The 15,387-nt window shown below is 70.0% G+C and carries 13 protein-coding genes; 8 read left to right on the top strand and 5 right to left on the bottom strand.

Annotated elements, in window-relative coordinates; translation table 11 throughout:
• The first annotated feature begins 156 nt into the window (after positions 1 to 156).
• On the top strand, positions 157 to 963 hold the full coding sequence (locus AB0C30_RS42635; protein ID WP_357954853.1) for a hypothetical protein: 807 nt from the start codon (positions 157 to 159) through the stop codon (positions 961 to 963).
• 22 nt (positions 964 to 985) lie between these two features.
• On the opposite strand, the gene AB0C30_RS42640 is transcribed toward AB0C30_RS42635, so the two are convergent.
• Positions 986 to 1,882, bottom strand: coding sequence for a DUF6492 family protein (locus AB0C30_RS42640; RefSeq protein WP_357954855.1), 897 nt, complete (start codon positions 1,880 to 1,882; stop codon positions 986 to 988).
• Between the two features lie 107 nt (positions 1,883 to 1,989).
• Between AB0C30_RS42640 and AB0C30_RS42645 the strand changes: the two genes are divergently transcribed.
• Both AB0C30_RS42645 and AB0C30_RS42650 read left to right on the top strand, forming a co-directional pair.
• Positions 1,990 to 2,715: a hypothetical protein gene (locus AB0C30_RS42645; RefSeq protein ID WP_357954857.1), complete on the top strand. Its 726-nt coding sequence runs from the start codon at positions 1,990 to 1,992 to the stop codon at positions 2,713 to 2,715.
• A gap of 2 nt (positions 2,716 to 2,717) precedes the next feature.
• Complete coding sequence (locus AB0C30_RS42650) at positions 2,718 to 4,118, top strand: O-antigen ligase family protein (RefSeq protein WP_357955009.1); 1,401 nt, start codon at positions 2,718 to 2,720, stop codon at positions 4,116 to 4,118.
• Here the strand turns inward: AB0C30_RS42650 and rfbC are convergent.
• Positions 4,057 to 4,602, bottom strand: a complete 546-nt coding sequence (gene rfbC, locus AB0C30_RS42655; protein WP_357954860.1) for a dTDP-4-dehydrorhamnose 3,5-epimerase — start codon at positions 4,600 to 4,602, stop codon at positions 4,057 to 4,059. The genes AB0C30_RS42650 and rfbC overlap by 62 nt on opposite strands.
• Positions 4,603 to 4,708: 106 nt before the next feature.
• On the opposite strand from rfbC, the gene AB0C30_RS42660 reads away from it, so the two are divergent.
• Genes AB0C30_RS42660 through AB0C30_RS42680 form a run of 5 tightly spaced genes read left to right on the top strand, consistent with a single transcriptional unit; the run spans position 4,709 to position 11,132 of the window.
• Complete coding sequence (locus AB0C30_RS42660) at positions 4,709 to 5,530, top strand: WecB/TagA/CpsF family glycosyltransferase (RefSeq protein ID WP_357954862.1); 822 nt, start codon at positions 4,709 to 4,711, stop codon at positions 5,528 to 5,530.
• A gap of 20 nt (positions 5,531 to 5,550) precedes the next feature.
• Entirely contained in the window at positions 5,551 to 7,650 is a 2,100-nt protein-coding gene (locus AB0C30_RS42665; RefSeq protein ID WP_357954864.1) for a glycosyltransferase, read from the top strand.
• Between the two features lie 10 nt (positions 7,651 to 7,660).
• A complete protein-coding gene (locus AB0C30_RS42670) occupies positions 7,661 to 8,953 on the top strand; it encodes a hypothetical protein (protein WP_357954866.1) in 1,293 nt (430 codons plus the stop codon).
• A gap of 11 nt (positions 8,954 to 8,964) precedes the next feature.
• Entirely contained in the window at positions 8,965 to 10,260 is a 1,296-nt protein-coding gene (locus AB0C30_RS42675; RefSeq protein ID WP_357954868.1) for a hypothetical protein, read from the top strand.
• Positions 10,257 to 11,132 (top strand): Gfo/Idh/MocA family oxidoreductase, encoded by an 876-nt coding sequence (locus tag AB0C30_RS42680; protein ID WP_357954870.1) that lies wholly within the window; start codon positions 10,257 to 10,259, stop codon positions 11,130 to 11,132. Before AB0C30_RS42675 ends, AB0C30_RS42680 begins: the two co-directional genes overlap by 4 nt.
• Here AB0C30_RS42680 and AB0C30_RS42685 read toward each other — a convergent pair.
• From AB0C30_RS42685 to AB0C30_RS42695, 3 genes are all read right to left on the bottom strand, one after another.
• Positions 11,129 to 12,202, bottom strand: coding sequence for an acyltransferase (locus AB0C30_RS42685; protein ID WP_357954871.1), 1,074 nt, complete (start codon positions 12,200 to 12,202; stop codon positions 11,129 to 11,131). The two genes, AB0C30_RS42680 and AB0C30_RS42685, sit on opposite strands and share 4 nt — an antisense overlap.
• Before the next feature lie 73 nt (positions 12,203 to 12,275).
• The gene (locus tag AB0C30_RS42690; RefSeq protein ID WP_225298742.1) at positions 12,276 to 13,322 is read right to left on the bottom strand and encodes a 2-oxoacid:ferredoxin oxidoreductase subunit beta; all 1,047 of its coding nucleotides are present in this window, start codon (positions 13,320 to 13,322) and stop codon (positions 12,276 to 12,278) included.
• Positions 13,315 to 15,159, bottom strand: coding sequence for a 2-oxoacid:acceptor oxidoreductase subunit alpha (locus tag AB0C30_RS42695; RefSeq protein WP_357954874.1), 1,845 nt, complete (start codon positions 15,157 to 15,159; stop codon positions 13,315 to 13,317). The genes AB0C30_RS42690 and AB0C30_RS42695 overlap by 8 nt, the downstream gene beginning before the upstream one ends.
• Between the last annotated feature and the right edge of the window lie 228 nt (positions 15,160 to 15,387).

The following is a 15,387-nucleotide window of genomic DNA, read 5'->3' on the forward strand; positions in this document are numbered from 1 at the left end:
TAAGCAATCTGTACCATTTTTTATGGCCAGGGCATTGGCCCATACTGGCGGGGGCTTGGGCGGGTAAATATGGCTTTTTGGAACGATCTGTTAGGCCTTATCCGAAACAAGCGTGTTGGACCTCCCATCATCGCCCTCGCCCTCCTCCTGGCGTTGGTGGCGTTCTTCGTGGGGTCACCGCGTTACGAGACCGAGTCGTCGCTCATCCTGACCGCGCCGCCGTCCGGTGGCACCCTGTCGATGGATCCCACCAAGCCGGTCGGCCTGACCAACCCGCTGCTGCAGTACAACGACGGGCTGCGGACGGTCGCGGGCATCCTCATCCTCGCGCTCAACAGCAAGGACGAGCTGCGCAAGCTCGGGATCGAGGAGAACGGCAGCACCGAGATCGTCATCGACGACGGCCGGTCCAACGCGGACCTGCTGGGCGTCGTGACGCAGGGCCCGTTCATCCACATCAAGGTCGTGAGCCGGACGGCGGAGACGGCGAAGGGCATCCTCGAACGGGCCGAGCGGCGGCTGCGTGAGGAGCTGACCAGCTATCAGACCTCGCTGGGCGCGCCGAAGAGCACGTTCATCGCGGTCAACAATGTGGCGCTGATCCCGGTCGAGTACGACGGCGGGGGCAAGGTCCAGCTGGCCGTGGAGGTGCTGGTCGTCGCCCTGCTCTTCGGTTTCGGCGCCGCCTACCTGATGTGGATCCGCCGCGTCCGTGGCCGTACCGCGCCGGCGGAGCCGGCCAAGGACGAAGCGGACGTCCCCGAACCCGCCGCCGAGCCGGAAGCGGCGAAGCCCCTTAATGGCCGCCCAACGGTCATGTCTTCCGGAGGATCCGACGACGACCCGTCCACGGACCGCGACAACGACGGCCCCCCGACGGAGGAGTTCGCCCGGATCAACGGCGAGTTCCTGGGGATCGCCCCCGACCCGCGCAAGCCCGACCAGGACGGCCGCGCGGGCTAGGCAACCGGGTTCGCCAATCGGGTCAGGCGACCCGGTTGGCGACCTCGGCGCAGCGCTCGATGGCCGCCTGCCGCACCTCTCGCGGGGTGCCCGACTTGGCGGAGATCATCATCCCGATCGCCCCGTCCCCGAGCCGATCGGCGAAGGCCAGGGCGGTCGGCAGGTCCATCGGCGACTCGTCGGGGGTCTTGTGGCACAGGCCGGTGTCCGACGGCGGGCGCCCGTCCGGCGCGCTGAGCACCTCGTCCACGAACAGGCCGTAGAGCATGAACTCCGACACGTGCAGCCGGGAGCCGAACGCGTCGGCCCAGTGCCGGCCGGTGTTCTCGGTGAGCCGCCGCTGGAGCCCGCGCACGATGGCGGGATCCCAGAAGGTGAGCGGGCTCATGTAGTCGGGCAGCGGCGGCTCGGGCGCCGGTGGCAGTTTCAGCAGCTCGCGGGCGACCTGGTGCCACAGCACGTGCCGCGTCATGAGCGGGTGCACCCCGTCCTCCAGCCGGTGCAGCAGCGGCCGGCCGCCGACCAGGGAGCGCTGGGCCGTCGTCGGCCGGACGAGCACCACGTCGGAGTCGGCCACCAGGACCACGTCCGCGTCCATCGCCGCCGTGGCCGCCAGCTTGACGATCTGCTGCATCACCCAGCCGCGTACGGGCGGCCAGGGACGCAGGGCGTTGACCCACATGCCCAGCCGGGGCACCTTGACGTAGCGCTTCGGCAGTAGCTCTCCCACGGTCCTGACCCGGCAGCGGGGCCCTTCGTGGGCGGCGAACAGGCGCCGGTCGGCGCGCGGCACGAAGACGTGGTGGACGGTGTCTTCTGGGGTGTACTCCAGTACGGAGCGGTGCAGATCGGCGAACTGATCCGCGTCGGGTCCATAGCTGGGGGTGACGACAGCAAGCGAGGCCATGGGCTTGGTCACTCACCCTCATCGGAGTGAAGCTTTGGCACGTTACACGTGATAAGTAACGCTGGTCGCAGCCTCGCCGATGCTCTGAAGTACGGCTGGAACATGCCTGGGGGGCTGTGTTGGACTTCTGGAGCGCGATCATCGTCCTCCTGCGTCGCTGGTACATCGCGGCTCCCGCGTTCCTGCTGACGCTCGCCGCCGCCTACGGCGTCTACACCCAGATCCCCGTCCAGTACTCCTCGACGACGGTCATGGTGCTCACGGTGCCGCCGAGCGGGTCGTACCGGCCGCCGAACCCCAAGAACCCCAACCCGATCATCAACCCGCTGCTCAACTTCGACGGCGGGCTGAACATGTCGGCCTCCATCCTGGTGCAGATACTCAACACCGCGGAGGTGGCCGGCCAGATGGGCATCCGGCCGGACGGCAAGACCACCTACAAGGTCAACAACGGCCACCCCAATCCCGAACTGCTCATCAGCGCGCCCTTCGTGGTCATCGAGGGCAAGAGCCTGGCGCCCCAGGACGCGCGGGCGATCGTGGTCCGGGTGGCCGAGCGGGCCAAGGTCGAGCTGAAACGCCGCCAGGAAGTGCTGAAGGCCCCGCCGGAGACGTACATCAACCTGAACGAGATGGTCTCCCCGACCGAGCCGCAGCCGGAGCGCGGCGGGAAGATCCGCAGCGCCGCGGCCGTGTTCGCGCTGGGCGTGGCCGCCGCGCTCGGCGCCTCCTTCTGCGCCGAGAGCGTCATGACCGGGCTGCGGCGCAGGAGAGACGAGCGGGACGGGCCGGAACCGGCGCCCGAGGCGGACGTCCGGACCGAGGAAGCGGTGTTGCAGCGTTGAACGTGGCCATCGAGCGGTCCATCGTCCGGCCGGTGCCCCACCGGGCCGACGCCGCCACCCTGTGCGCGATCTTCACCGTGGTCCTCATGCTGGTGCCCGCTCGCCAGGTGATCGGCGGCCTGCCGTTCGACCTCACCTACGCGGAGGCCATCGGGCTGTTCGCCGCCGTCTGGTGGTTCTGCGCGCACCTCACCAGTACGCTCGGCGCGGCCAAAGGGCCGTCGGCGGTGCGGTACGCGATCTACTTCTACGCGCTCGCCTTCCTCGCGACCTACGCCTACGCCTCCGCCGGGTGGCTGCCCTCGTACGAGCAGGACCTGTCCGACCACGTGCTGGTCATCGCGGTCGCGATGGTGGGCATCGCGCTGATCGGCGTGGACGGCGTGCCCAGCCGCGAGCGGATCGACCTGGTGCTGAAGACGCTGGTGGTGGTCGGCGCCATCATGGGGGTGATCGGCGCGATCCAGTTCCTGCTGTCGTTCGACGTGACCCAGTACATGCAGATCCCCGGCAGCCGCCTGCGGGCGGTGGAAGTGACGATCCTGGAGCGCAACGGGCTCAACCGGGTGGCCTCGACCGCGGGGCATCCCATCGAGTTCGGCGTCGTGTCCGCGATGGTGCTGCCGGTCGCCCTCCATTACGCCTTCGGCGCGCGCGAACACGGTGAGCCGCAGCGGCGCTGGTGGACCGTGGTGGCCCTGATCGCCTGCGGGATGGCCTTCTCCGCCTCACGCTCGACGGTGCTGGGCCTGGCCGCCTCCGGGGCGGTGCTGTTCCTCGGCTGGCCCAACGCCCGGCGCGTCAGGGCGGCCGTCGCGCTCGCCGGTTTCCTGGTCGTCATGAAGCTGCTCGTCCCCGGTCTGATCGGCGCCATCGCCGGGCTGTTCACCAATCTGGACAACGACGAGAGCCTGCGCTGGCGGACCAACGACTACACCACGGCGATCTCGGAGTTCTCGCAGCATCCCCTGCTGGGCCGGGGCAACGGCACTTGGTTCCCGCCGCACCACCCGGTCTTCGACAACCAGTATCTGCTGACGGCCGTGCAGGGCGGCGCGATCGGCGTGCTGGCGTTCGTCGGCCTGTTCGTCGTCGGGATGTGGTCGGCGGTTCGGGTCAGGAGCATCAGCGTGGACGACCGCACCCGTGACCTCGGGCTGACGCTGGCCGCCTGCCTGATCGTGCCGGTGGTGGGCTCGGCCACGTTCGACCTGAACTCCTTCAGCACCGCCACCGCGCTGTCGTTCCTGCTCATCGGCCTGGCCGGGGCGTTGATGCGGGCCGCGCGCCGGGAGGTGCGGGCGCGCGGGGACGCTGAAAGGGCAGTCGCGCGCCGCGAGGTCAGCCCTCCAGCCGCCGCCGTGCCTCTTTCCACGAGCCGGCCGCCAGATCCCGCGCGCTGATCGCCGAGACCGGCAGCGGCCAGTCGATCGCCAGGTCGGGGTCGTCGTAGCGGACGGAGATGTCCTCGGCCGGGTCGTGCGGCCGGTCGATCCGGTAGCAGACGTCGGCGTCGCTGAGCGCCTGGTAGCCGTGGAGCAGACCGGGCGGCACGTACAGGTGCGTGAAGGTCTCGTCGTCGAGGACCACCGACATCCGCTCGCCGAAGGTGGGCGAGCCGGGCCGGGCGTCCACGAGGACGTCGTACACCGCGCCGCGCGCGCACCTGACGAGCTTGGCCTCGCCCCGGCCGGAGCGGCCGTGCATGGCCCTGATCGCGCCCTTGACCGTGCGGGACTGGCTGTCCTGGACGAACGCCGCAGGGTCCAGGCCGTGCTCGGCCGCGATCTCGGCGTCGAACGTCCTGGTGAACAGGCCGCGCTCGTCACTGTGCGGGCTCGGGACGAACAGCAAGGTCCCCGCGAGCGCGCCTTGTTCGACTCTCATGGACCCCATCCTGGCGGTGTCTCCTCCGGTCGGCCACCGTGTAACGGATATAGCCCGATACCGATGTCCAAAGGGTGAGTCGGCTGACGGGGGGTGCGGCATTCCGATGGACCACTCGTCGGATGAGAACGGTCCAAAGAACCGCGCCTTACCCCTCGCGCCCCGCGCGCGGGTGGGCGCCGTCGGGATCGACGCCATCACCGAACCGGAGGTCGCCGAGCACCTCGCGCGGGCCTGGCACGACGGCCTGGGCGGCATGATCGTGACCGCCAACGTGGACATCGTCCGCGCCGCCACCCGCGACCCCGAGCTCGCCGGGCTCGTGGCGGGCGCCGAACTCGTGGTCGCGGACGGCATGCCGGTGGTGTGGGCCGCCCGCCTCGGCGGACTGCGCGTATCCGACCGCGTCACCGGTGCCTCCCTGATCTTCACCCTCAGCGAGGTCGCCGCCCGCGAGGGACGGTCGGTGTTCCTGCTCGGCGGCGAGCCGGGGGTGGCGGAGGCCGCCGGTGAGGTATTGGTCCGGCGTTATCCAGGTTTACGGATCGCCGGAGTGTACGCACCGCCCTTCGGCTTCGAGCGGCTGGCCGGCGGGATGGGGGAGACCGTGGAGAAGGTCCGCGCGGCCGCGCCCGACCTCGTCTTCGTCGGCCTGGGCTTCCCCAAGCAGGAACGCGTCATAGCCGCGCTCCGCCCCGAACTCCCGCATGCCTGGTACATCGGCTGCGGCGCCGCCATCCCGATGGCCGCCGGGCAGTTCCGGCGGGCTCCGGACGGGATCCAGCGGGTGGGCGGCGAATGGCTGTTCAGGCTGGCCCTCGAGCCCCGTCGACTCATCCGCCGGTACCTACGTGACGACCTGCCCTTCGCGCTCAGGCTGCTGGCCGGGGCCGCGTGGCACCGGCTGGCCGCGGGCCGGCGCTCCTGATCCCCACAGATTGGTGCCTGATGACTGTTCCCGAGCGGTCGCCGCTTGCCATCGTGATCGTCACCTACCAGAGCGGGCAGGTCATCGAGGAGTGCCTGCACTCTTTGGACACCGTGCTGAGCGAAGGGGAGCCGGCCCGGATCATCGTCGTGGACAACGACTCCCCCGACGACACGGTGGAGCGGGTACTCGCGACCGGAGTGCCCGTCGAGCTGGTAGAGACCGGCCGCAACGGCGGGTTCTCGGCCGGCGTCAACGCGGGCATCGCCGCCGCCCCCGGCTGTGACGTCCTCATCCTCAACGCCGACATCCGGCTCAAACCCGACTCGGTGCGCCTGCTGCGCGAGGCACTGGCCGTGCCCGGCACGGGCATCGCGGTTCCCCGGCTGCTGGGCGCCGACGGCATGCTGCAGCTGTCCCTGCGCCGGCGCCCCACAGTCCTGCGGGCCGTGGGAGAGGCGCTGCTCGGCGGGCTCAGAGCGGGCCGCCACGCACCGCTGGGTGAGCTCGTCGTCGACCCGCGCGCCTACGAGCGGCCGGGCACGCCCGACTGGGCGACGGGCGCCGCCTGGCTGGTCTCGCGCGCCTGCCTGGACGCCGTGGGACCGCTCGACGAGCGCTACTTCCTGTACTCGGAGGAGACCGAGTACATGCTCAAGATCCGCGACCACGGCTTCTCGATCCGCTACGAGCCAAGGGCGGTGGCCGTCCACCTCGGCGGCGAGCAGGCCAACTCCGCCCCGCTGTGGACGCTGGCCGCCGCCAACCGGGTGCGGCTGCACCGGCAGCGGTACGGCAGGCCCCGCGCGCTGCTCATGCGCCTGGCGGTCGCCCTGAACGAGGCGCTGCGCGCCGTCACCCGTGGCCGGCGGGCAGGGGAGCGGCACCGGGCGGCGTTGCGCGAACTCGCGACGATGGACGAGTGGCCGACACCGCCGGGCGGTCGCCCGTTATCGCCGCCCGCGTACGTCTGCTTCTCCGCCCAGGACTGGTGGTACCACAATCGGGCCCACTCCGACTTCCAGCTCATGCGCCACCTCGCGGGATCGCGCAAGGTGCTGATCGTCAACAGCATCGGCATGCGGATGCCGCTGCCCGGCCGCTCCACCTTCGTGCTGCGGCGCATCGCCAGGAAGCTGCGCAGCGTGGCCAAGTTCGTCAGGCGAGTGGAGCCGAACCTGTGGGTGATGTCGCCGCTCCCGCTCCCCCTGTACGGCTCGCGCCTGGGCCGCGGGCTGAACGCCTGGCTGGTCAGGACGCAGGTACGGGCGGTCTGCGGGTGGCTGGGCCTGAAGGTGCCGGTGATCGTGGTGACCATCCCCACCGCCTGGGACGTGGTACGCCCGATGCGCCGCCGGGCGCTGATCTTCAACCGCTCGGACCGCCACTCCGCCTTCCCCGAGTCCGACACGAGGACGATCGAGACCCTCGAACGTGACCTTCTGGAACGTGCCGACCACGTGGTGTACGCCAGCCGAGGGCTCATGGCCGAGGAACGCCCGCTCGCGGGCACGCGGGCCCGCTTCCTCGACCACGGGGTCGACCTGGAGCACTTCAGCCGCGTACCGGCCGACCGGCAGCCCGCCGACCTGCGGGCCGTACCGGGGCCCAGGATCGGCTTCTTCGGCGCCCTGGACGACTTCGTGGTGGACTTCGACCTGCTGGAACGGGTCGCGCTCGGTCTGCCCGAGGCGTCGCTCGTGCTCGTCGGCGACGCGAACGGGCAGATCGAACGGCTCACCAAGCACCCCAACGTGCACTGGCTGGGCCTGCGCCCCTATTCGGTGATCCCCGCCTACGGCTCCGGCTTCGACGTGGCGATCATGCCGTGGCTGGACAATGAGTGGATCAAGCACGCTAACCCGATCAAGCTTAAGGAGTTCCTGGCGCTCGGCCTGCCCGTGGTCAGCACCGAGTTCGACGAGCTGGCCCACTACGCCGACCGCGTCAGGACCGCGACCACCCCTGAGCAGTTCATCGAGGCCATCCGCGTCTGCCTGGCCGAAGGCGGCCCGCAGTCGCCGGAGCGGCTGCGCGGCTCGCTGGCCGGCGCCTCCTGGTCGGCGCGGGCGGCCGACCTCATGGCGCTGGCCGAGCAGACACCCGACGCACGGCGTTGAGAGGGCTTGCGTGAGGATACTGACAGTCACGCGGTGGGCGGCACTGCTCACTGCCGCGACGGTGGCCGTCGGGGGCGGGCTGTGGCTGCGGTCCGTCCCGCCGAAGCCCGTCGCGAGCACGCTGCCCGCGCCGACGATGGCCTTGCGCGCACTGCCCTGGGAAGGCGGTCCCGCAGCCTACAAGGGCTCGGCCGCGGCCGTCGGGGCGGGTTGGACCCGTCCCGGCTTCTTCCCGGTGGGGCTCTGGTTCGCCTCGGCGCGGACCGGCCGGGAGGTCGCGCTGGATCGGGCGGCGGGGATCAACACCTACGTCGAACTGGCCGACGGCAGCCGTCCTGAGCTGCTCAGGAAGTCCGGCATGACCGCGCTGACCAGCCGCCCGCTGCCCGGCGCGGGCGCCGAGACCGTGGGCCGGCTGATCGCCGACAAGGCCGACGTGTGGGCGGGACCGGGCAACGGGCGCTGGACGGGCGCCCGCGGTTTCACCAGCAAACCCGTCTGCGTCCCCGTACTCGTCACCTGCGGCTACACCGTCATGCGCACGCTCGCCGAGCGCCTGCCCAAGGGCGACCGGCTGCGGTACGCCTCCTTCGGCAAGGGCGTGGCCTACTGGGAGGAGGAGGCGCTGGCCGCCAAGTTCGTCAACGGCTACTCGGACGTGGTCGCGGCCGACGTCTCCTGGTACGGCGACCCCAACGTCTGCGCCGAGGCCACCCGGTGGCTGCAGCTGCCGGCGGCCCAGTGCCGCCTGGCGGCCAACTACGGCGCGACCGTCGAGCGGCTGCGCACCCTGGACGCCGCCGACGGTCGACGGCAGCCGGTGTACGCGATCATCTCGCTCTCCGGCCTCACCCCCGAGCAGGTGGGCGGCGCGGCGATGAGCGCCCTGATCCACGGCGCCAGGGGGATCGTCTATGACGCGCACGGCACGGACCCCGCCTGCAAGGTGGACAACGTGCTCCGGCGCGCCTGCGGGAAGGCGGTCAGGCGCGGGGTCGCCGAGCTCGACCGCCGGATCGCGCGGCTCGCGCCGGTGCTCAACACCCAGTCGTACGCCTACGACTTCGCGCCCGAGCTGGACACCATGCTGAAGCGCCACGACGGCGCCTACTACCTGTTCACGATGCTCGGCCGAGGCCAGGCTCCGGGGCCGCGCGTGCTGACCGTACCCAGCGATCTTTCGGCGGCGGGCCACATCGAGGAGATCTTCGAAGACCGGAGCATCCCGGTCGACAGGGAGGGACACTTCACCGAGACCTTCGACGCGGAGCACAGCTATCACGTCTACCGGATCGCCCCGTAGCTGGGAGGGCAATGACTTCTCGAACGACGAACAGACGGATCTTGCTCATCGCGGTCACCGCTCTGTTGGTGATCGCCGTGGGCTGGGTGTTCGCGCAGGCCAAGTCGACCCGTGACGACCTCGGCCTGCCGCGCGTCCCCTGGGAGGGCGGCCCGGCCTATTACGCCAAGTTCAGCGCCCCGGCCGCCGCGGGCTGGACCGATCCATCGTTCTTCCCCATCGGGGTCTGGTTCGAGTCCGTCGTCGAGGAACGCGACGTGCGGATGGACAAGGAGGCCGGGCTCAACACCTACGTCGAGCTGACGGCCAACAGCGACATGAGCCTGATCCGCGCCAACGGAATGTCGGCGATCACCAGCAAGCCGCTGGCGGGGTCGGGCAGCGAGACGGTCGGCTGGATGATCGCCGACGAGCCCGACATGTTCGCCGGGCCGGGTGACGGCGTCTGGAGCGGCAAGTACGGCGGCGAAGGCCAGGTGTGCCTGCCCGACAAGCCGCCCTGCGGCTACACGGCGATGCGCACACTGAAGGACAAGCTACCCAAGAACGACGGCCGCCTGCACTACGCCAACTACGGCAAGGGCATCGCCATGTGGGAGTCCGACGACGAGGCGAAGAAGTTCGTCAACAGCTACACCGACGTCATGTCCACCGACGTGTACTGGTACACCGACACCGGCATCTGCCCGGAGGCCGAGAACTTCATCAAGCTGCCGACCGACCGCTGCCCGCGGGCCGCCAACTACGGCATGGTCGTCGACCGGGGCAGAAAGCTCGACGCCCTGGACGGCAAGAGGCAGCCGATCTACGCGTTCGTGGAGCTCGGCTGGCCGGGTTCCAACGGCCTGCGCGCGATCACCGGCGACGAGCTGGCCGGCGCGGTGATGAACTCCCTCATCCACGAGGCACGCGGCGTCATCTACTTCAACCACAGCTTCGCCGGGCCCTGCCCGAGTCAGCACGTGCTGCGCGAGCCGTGCGCCCAGGCGACGCGGACGGCCGTGACGGAGCTGAACCGGCGGATCCGCACGCTCGCGCCCGTCCTGAACACCCAGTCATACGTCCACACCTTCGCGCCGGGACTCGACACCATGCTCAAGGACCTCGACGGCTCCTCCTACGTCTTCGCCATGCCCAAGGCGGGCGTCCAGCCGGGGCGGCAGACGCTGAAACTGCCCAAGGCGCTGGAGTCGGCCTCCAGCGTGGAGGTGCTGTTCGAGAACAGGACACTGCCCGTGAAGGACGGCGGCTTCACCGACACCTTCGAGCGGGAGAACACCTACCACGTCTACAAGGTCACGGCATGAGCGCGCCGGTGAACGTGGGCCTGGTCGGCGCCGGGCCCTGGGCGCGCGACTTCCACGCCCCCGTCTTCGCCGCCGGGCCCGAGACCCGGCTGGCGGGCGTCTGGAGCAGGCGCGCCCCGGCCGCCCGGGCGCTGGCCGAGCGCTTCGGCGTGCCCGCCTTCACCTCCTACGAACGGCTGCTGGAGCGGTGCGAGGCCGTGGTCTTCGCCGTCCCGCCCGACGTCCAGGCGGCCATGGCCGTCCAGGCGGCACGTCAGGGCCGGGCGCTGCTGCTGGAGAAGCCGATCGCGCTGACCGTACGCGACGCGCAGGCGCTCGCCGGCGAGGTGGACGCCACGGGCGTGGCCACGCAACTCGTGCTGACCAACCGCTACCGTCCCGCCGTACGCGAGTTCCTCAAGCGGGCCCGCGACTTCCCGGCCATCGGTGCCCGCGCCATGCAGCTCACCGGCGAATTCCTGGACGACACCTTCGCCGACAGCCCGTGGCGCTCCCGCGCGGGCGTGCTCTACAACACCGGACCGCACGGCCTGGACCTGCTCGACGCGGCGCTGGGCCGCATCACGGAGGTCAGGCCGGCCGGCAACCGGGCCGGCTTCCTGGCGCTGACCTGCCTGCACGAGAACGAGGTGATCAGCCAGCTGACGATCTGCGGCCGGGTCCCGCAGCGCCGCAGGACCCGCTATGAGCTGTACGGCCCGGAGGGCACGCTGGTGCTCGACTCCGAACACCTGCCGGAGGACTCGACGGAGACCAGAGCGACCCTGCGCTCCGAGTTCGCCACCGCCGTACGGACCGGCCGCTCACACGAGATCGACGTGCACCGGGGCCTGCACCTGCAGCGGCTCCTGGCGCAGGCGGAGCCGCGCTAAGAGGCCTCGGGGACCGCGACCGCGACCGGGACCGGGGCGGGCTTGCGCTGCCGCAGGCGCAGCGCGGGCCGCTCGACCAGCCGCCAGCTCAGCGCGGCCAGCGGCAGCACGATGCCGACCGTGGCCAGTAACACCAGCGCGGGCGCCCGGAGCCCGTACTGGACCAGCACCTGCTGGGCGGGGAAGGCCAGCAGGTAGGTCCCGTACGACAGGTCGTAGGAGCCGGTGGGCCGGTGCAGCCACGTCGGCGCGCGGAAGGCGATGAGGAACGTGAGGCAGGTGACCGCCGCGATGGCCCCCAGATTGGCCACCGGCGTGCCCCACAGCAGCCACCACGCGAGCACCACGGGGACCGTCAGCCAGAGCGGCGGGACCCAGCGCAGCTCCCTGATCAGCATGCCGAGCGCGAAGAACGCCACGGGCTGCGCGGCGTACGCCGACACGACCAGGGGGATGAGCGGACCGGAGTAGCCGGTGAGGTGGATGACCGAGGCGGCGGCCAATGCGAGCAGCACCAGCCCGACCAGGACCGTCCGGCGGCGCAGCAGCCCCAGCAGGCCCATGACCGCCACACCGACGTAGCAGAGCACCTCCACCCAGATCGTCCAGAGCGACCCGTTGACCGCGTCCGGGTAGGGGAGCCCCTGGAAGACGCCCGGCAGCGCGTAGCTCACCGGCTGGATGAGCAGCCCTCTGGCGATGTAGCTCCAGGCGCCGGAGCCGGCGAAGTAGGAGGCGGCAGGCAGCGTACTCACCAAGGGTCCGAGCAGCAGGGCCGTGGCGACGACGACGAGCGCGTACGCGGGATAGATGCGCAATGCCCTGCGGAGCGTGTAGCGGCGGACCGACGGGTCGGACAGCCAGCTCGTGCTGATCAGGTAGCCGCTGATGAGGAAGAAGACCCCGACGCCTATGCCGCCGACCCCTATCCCGCTGTCGGGGGTCAGGGGTGTCCCGTGCCCGGTCAGCACCCAGCTGTGCTCGACGATGACCGCCAGCGCGCCCAGGAGGCGCAGCAGGTTGAAGGCGTTCAGCCGGGATTGACCAGGCCCGTTTTGCGCTTCGGCCACTCCGCAGCTCCCCCGCGAGTCCGATGCATCGGAGGTGTATCGGTTCGCGAAGGAGCTGCGTTACCCCACGGTTTCAGCCGATGCGCCAGGTGTCTCCACCCATGAGCAGCTCGCTGAGGTCGCCGGCTCCCTTCTGCGCCACGGCCTCCTCCATCTGCTCGGCCATCAGCACGTCGTACGCGGGCCGGTCGATCGAGCGGAAGATGCCGATCGGCACGTGCTCGAACGCGGGCTCGTCCAGCCGTGACAGCGCGAAGGCCAGCGACGGGTCGGGGTGGTGCGCGTCGTGCACCAGGATCTGGTCGGCGCTCACCGAGGCGCGGTCGGCCACCTCGATGCCGCCGTTGGCCGCCCTGACGACCGCCTTCGACGCCGACACGATCGGCTGCCCGTGCTCCAGCCGCAGCGTGATGTCGTCGCGGATCTCCGGATCCTTGAGCTGTTCGAAGGCGTTGTCGTTGAAGATGTTGCAGTTCTGGTAGATCTCCACCAGCGAGGTGCCGCGGTGGGCGGTGGCCTCGCGCAGCACCGACTGCAGGTGCTTGCGGTCGGAGTCGATCGTCCTGGCCACGAACGACGCCTCGGCGCCGATGGCCAGCGAGATCGGGTTGAACGGCTTGTCCAGCGAGCCCATCGGCGTCGACTTGGTGATCTTGCCGACTTCCGAGGTGGGGGAGTACTGGCCCTTGGTCAGACCGTAGATCCTGTTGTTGAACAGCAGGATGTTGAGGTTGACGTTGCGGCGCAGCGCGTGGATCAGGTGGTTGCCGCCGATCGACAGCGCGTCGCCGTCACCCGTGATCACCCACACCGACAGGTCGGGCCGGCTCGCGGCGAGCCCGGTCGCGATCGCCGGCGCGCGGCCGTGGATCGAGTGGAAGCCGTAGGTGTTGAGGTAGTACGGGAAGCGGGAGGAGCAGCCGATCCCGGAGACGAACACGATGTTCTCGCGCTTGAGCCCGAGCTCCGGCAGGAAGCTCTGCACGGCGGCCAGGATCGCGTAGTCACCGCAACCGGGGCACCAGCGCACCTCCTGGTCGGACTTGAAGTCCTTCAGGCCCTGCTTGGTGTCCGTCTTGGGGACGAGCGAGAGGCCCTTCCCATTGATCAGCTCAGTCACTGTCGATCACGTCCTGGATGACTCCGGCCAGCTCCTCGGCCTTGAACGGAAGCCCGCGCACACGGTTGTAGCTGATGATGTCGACGAGGTAGCGCGCCCGCAGCAGCAGCGCGAGCTGGCCCAGGTTGATCTCGGGCAGCAGCACCTTGTCGTAGCTCTTGAGCACCTCGCCGGTGTTGGCGGGCAGGGGGTTGAGGTGGCGCAGGTGCGCCTGCGCGACCTTGCCGCCGCTCTTCCTGATGCGGCGTACGGCCGCCGCGATCGGGCCGTAGGTCGAGCCCCAGCCCAGCACCAGCACCTTGGCGTCGCCGTCGGCGTCGTCGACCTCAAGGTCGGGCACGTCGACGCCGGCGATCTTGGCGGCCCGGGTCCTGACCATCAGGTCGTGGTTGTTCGGGTCGTAGCTGATGTTGCCTGTGCCGTCGGCCTTCTCGATGCCGCCGATCCGGTGCTCCAGGCCCGGCGTGCCGGGGATGGCCCACGGGCGGGCGAGCGTGTCGGTGTCGCGCTTGAACGGCAGGAACTCGCCGTCATCACCGTTGGGCGCCGTGGTGAATTCCTGGGAGATGTCGGGTAGTTCGGACACCTCCGGCAGGCGCCACGGCTCGGAGCCGTTGGCCAGGTAGCCGTCCGACAGCAGCATGACCGGGGTGCGGTATTTGACCGCGATCCTGGCCGCCTCGATGGCGGCGTCGAAGCAGTCGCTCGGCGACATCGGCGCCACGATCGGCAGCGGAGACTCGCCGTTGCGGCCGAACATGGCCATCAGCAGGTCGGTCTGCTCGGTCTTGGTCGGCATGCCGGTGCTCGGACCGGCCCGCTGTACGTCGACGATGAGCAGCGGCAGCTCCGTGGTGACCGCGAGGCCGACGGTCTCGGCCTTCAGCGCCACACCGGGCCCCGACGTCGTGGTCACGCCCAGCGCGCCGCCGAACGCCGCGCCCAGCGCCGCGCCGACACCCGCGATCTCGTCCTCCGCCTGGAAGGTGCGGACGCCGAACCGCTTGTGCTTGGACAGCTCGTGCAGGATGTCGCTGGCCGGCGTGATCGGGTAGGAGCCGAGGAACAGCGGCAGCTTCGACTGCACGCTCGCGGCGATGAGGCCGTAGGCCAGGGCCTGGTTGCCCGAGATATTGCGGTAGACACCGGGCGCCAGCTGGGCCGGCTTCACCTCATAGGAGACCGAGAACGCCTCGGTGGTCTCGCCGTAGTTCCAGCCCGCCTGGAAGGCCGCGATGTTGGCCTTGGCGATCTCCGGCTTCTTGGCGAACTTCTGCTCCAGGAACTTGACCGTGTGCTCGGTCGGCCGGTGGTACAGCCACGAGAGCAGGCCCAGCGCGAACATGTTCTTCGAACGCTCGGCGTCCTTCTTGGACAGGTCGAAGCCTTCGAGCGCCTTGACCGTCAGCGAGGTCAGTGCCACCGCGTGGACGCGCCACTCGCTGAGCGAGTCGTCCTCCAGCGGGTTGGCCGCGTAGCCGACCTTCTGCAGGTTGCGCTTGGTGAACTCGTCGATGTTGGCGATGATGTCGGCGCCACGGGGCAGGTCGCCCAGGTTGGCCTTGAGCGCCGCCGGGTTCATCGCGACGAGCACGTTGGGGGCGTCACCCGGCGTCAGGATGTCGTGGTCGGCGAAGTGCAGCTGAAAGCTCGACACACCGGGGAGGGTGCCTGCGGGGGCGCGGATCTCGGCGGGGAAGTTGGGCAGCGTCGACAGGTCGTTGCCGAACTCCGCGGTGCCCGCGGTGAAGCGGTCGCCCGTGAGCTGCATGCCGTCACCGGAGTCGCCGGCGAATCGGATGATCACGCGGTCGAGTTGCTGGACCTGCTTCGTCACAGCTCAGTCCTCCTCGACGCGCCGGTGGCTGTGGGCGCGTTCTCAGTTTCCATGCTAGATCCTCGCGAGGTTCAACACGTTTCCTCGCCACATAATGCGGGTAAACGCGGAGGCAATCAGGGGCTACCGGAGAACCACTAGGGGTGACACAGGCCGCCGGCGATTGTGCACAGGTCTACGTGCAGCCGTGCGAAGAGGACTGTTCGGGTCACGAGCGCCAACTATACG

The organism is Nonomuraea sp. NPDC048901 (genome assembly GCF_040649695.1).
In the GTDB taxonomy this organism is placed as follows: domain Bacteria; phylum Actinomycetota; class Actinomycetes; order Streptosporangiales; family Streptosporangiaceae; genus Nonomuraea.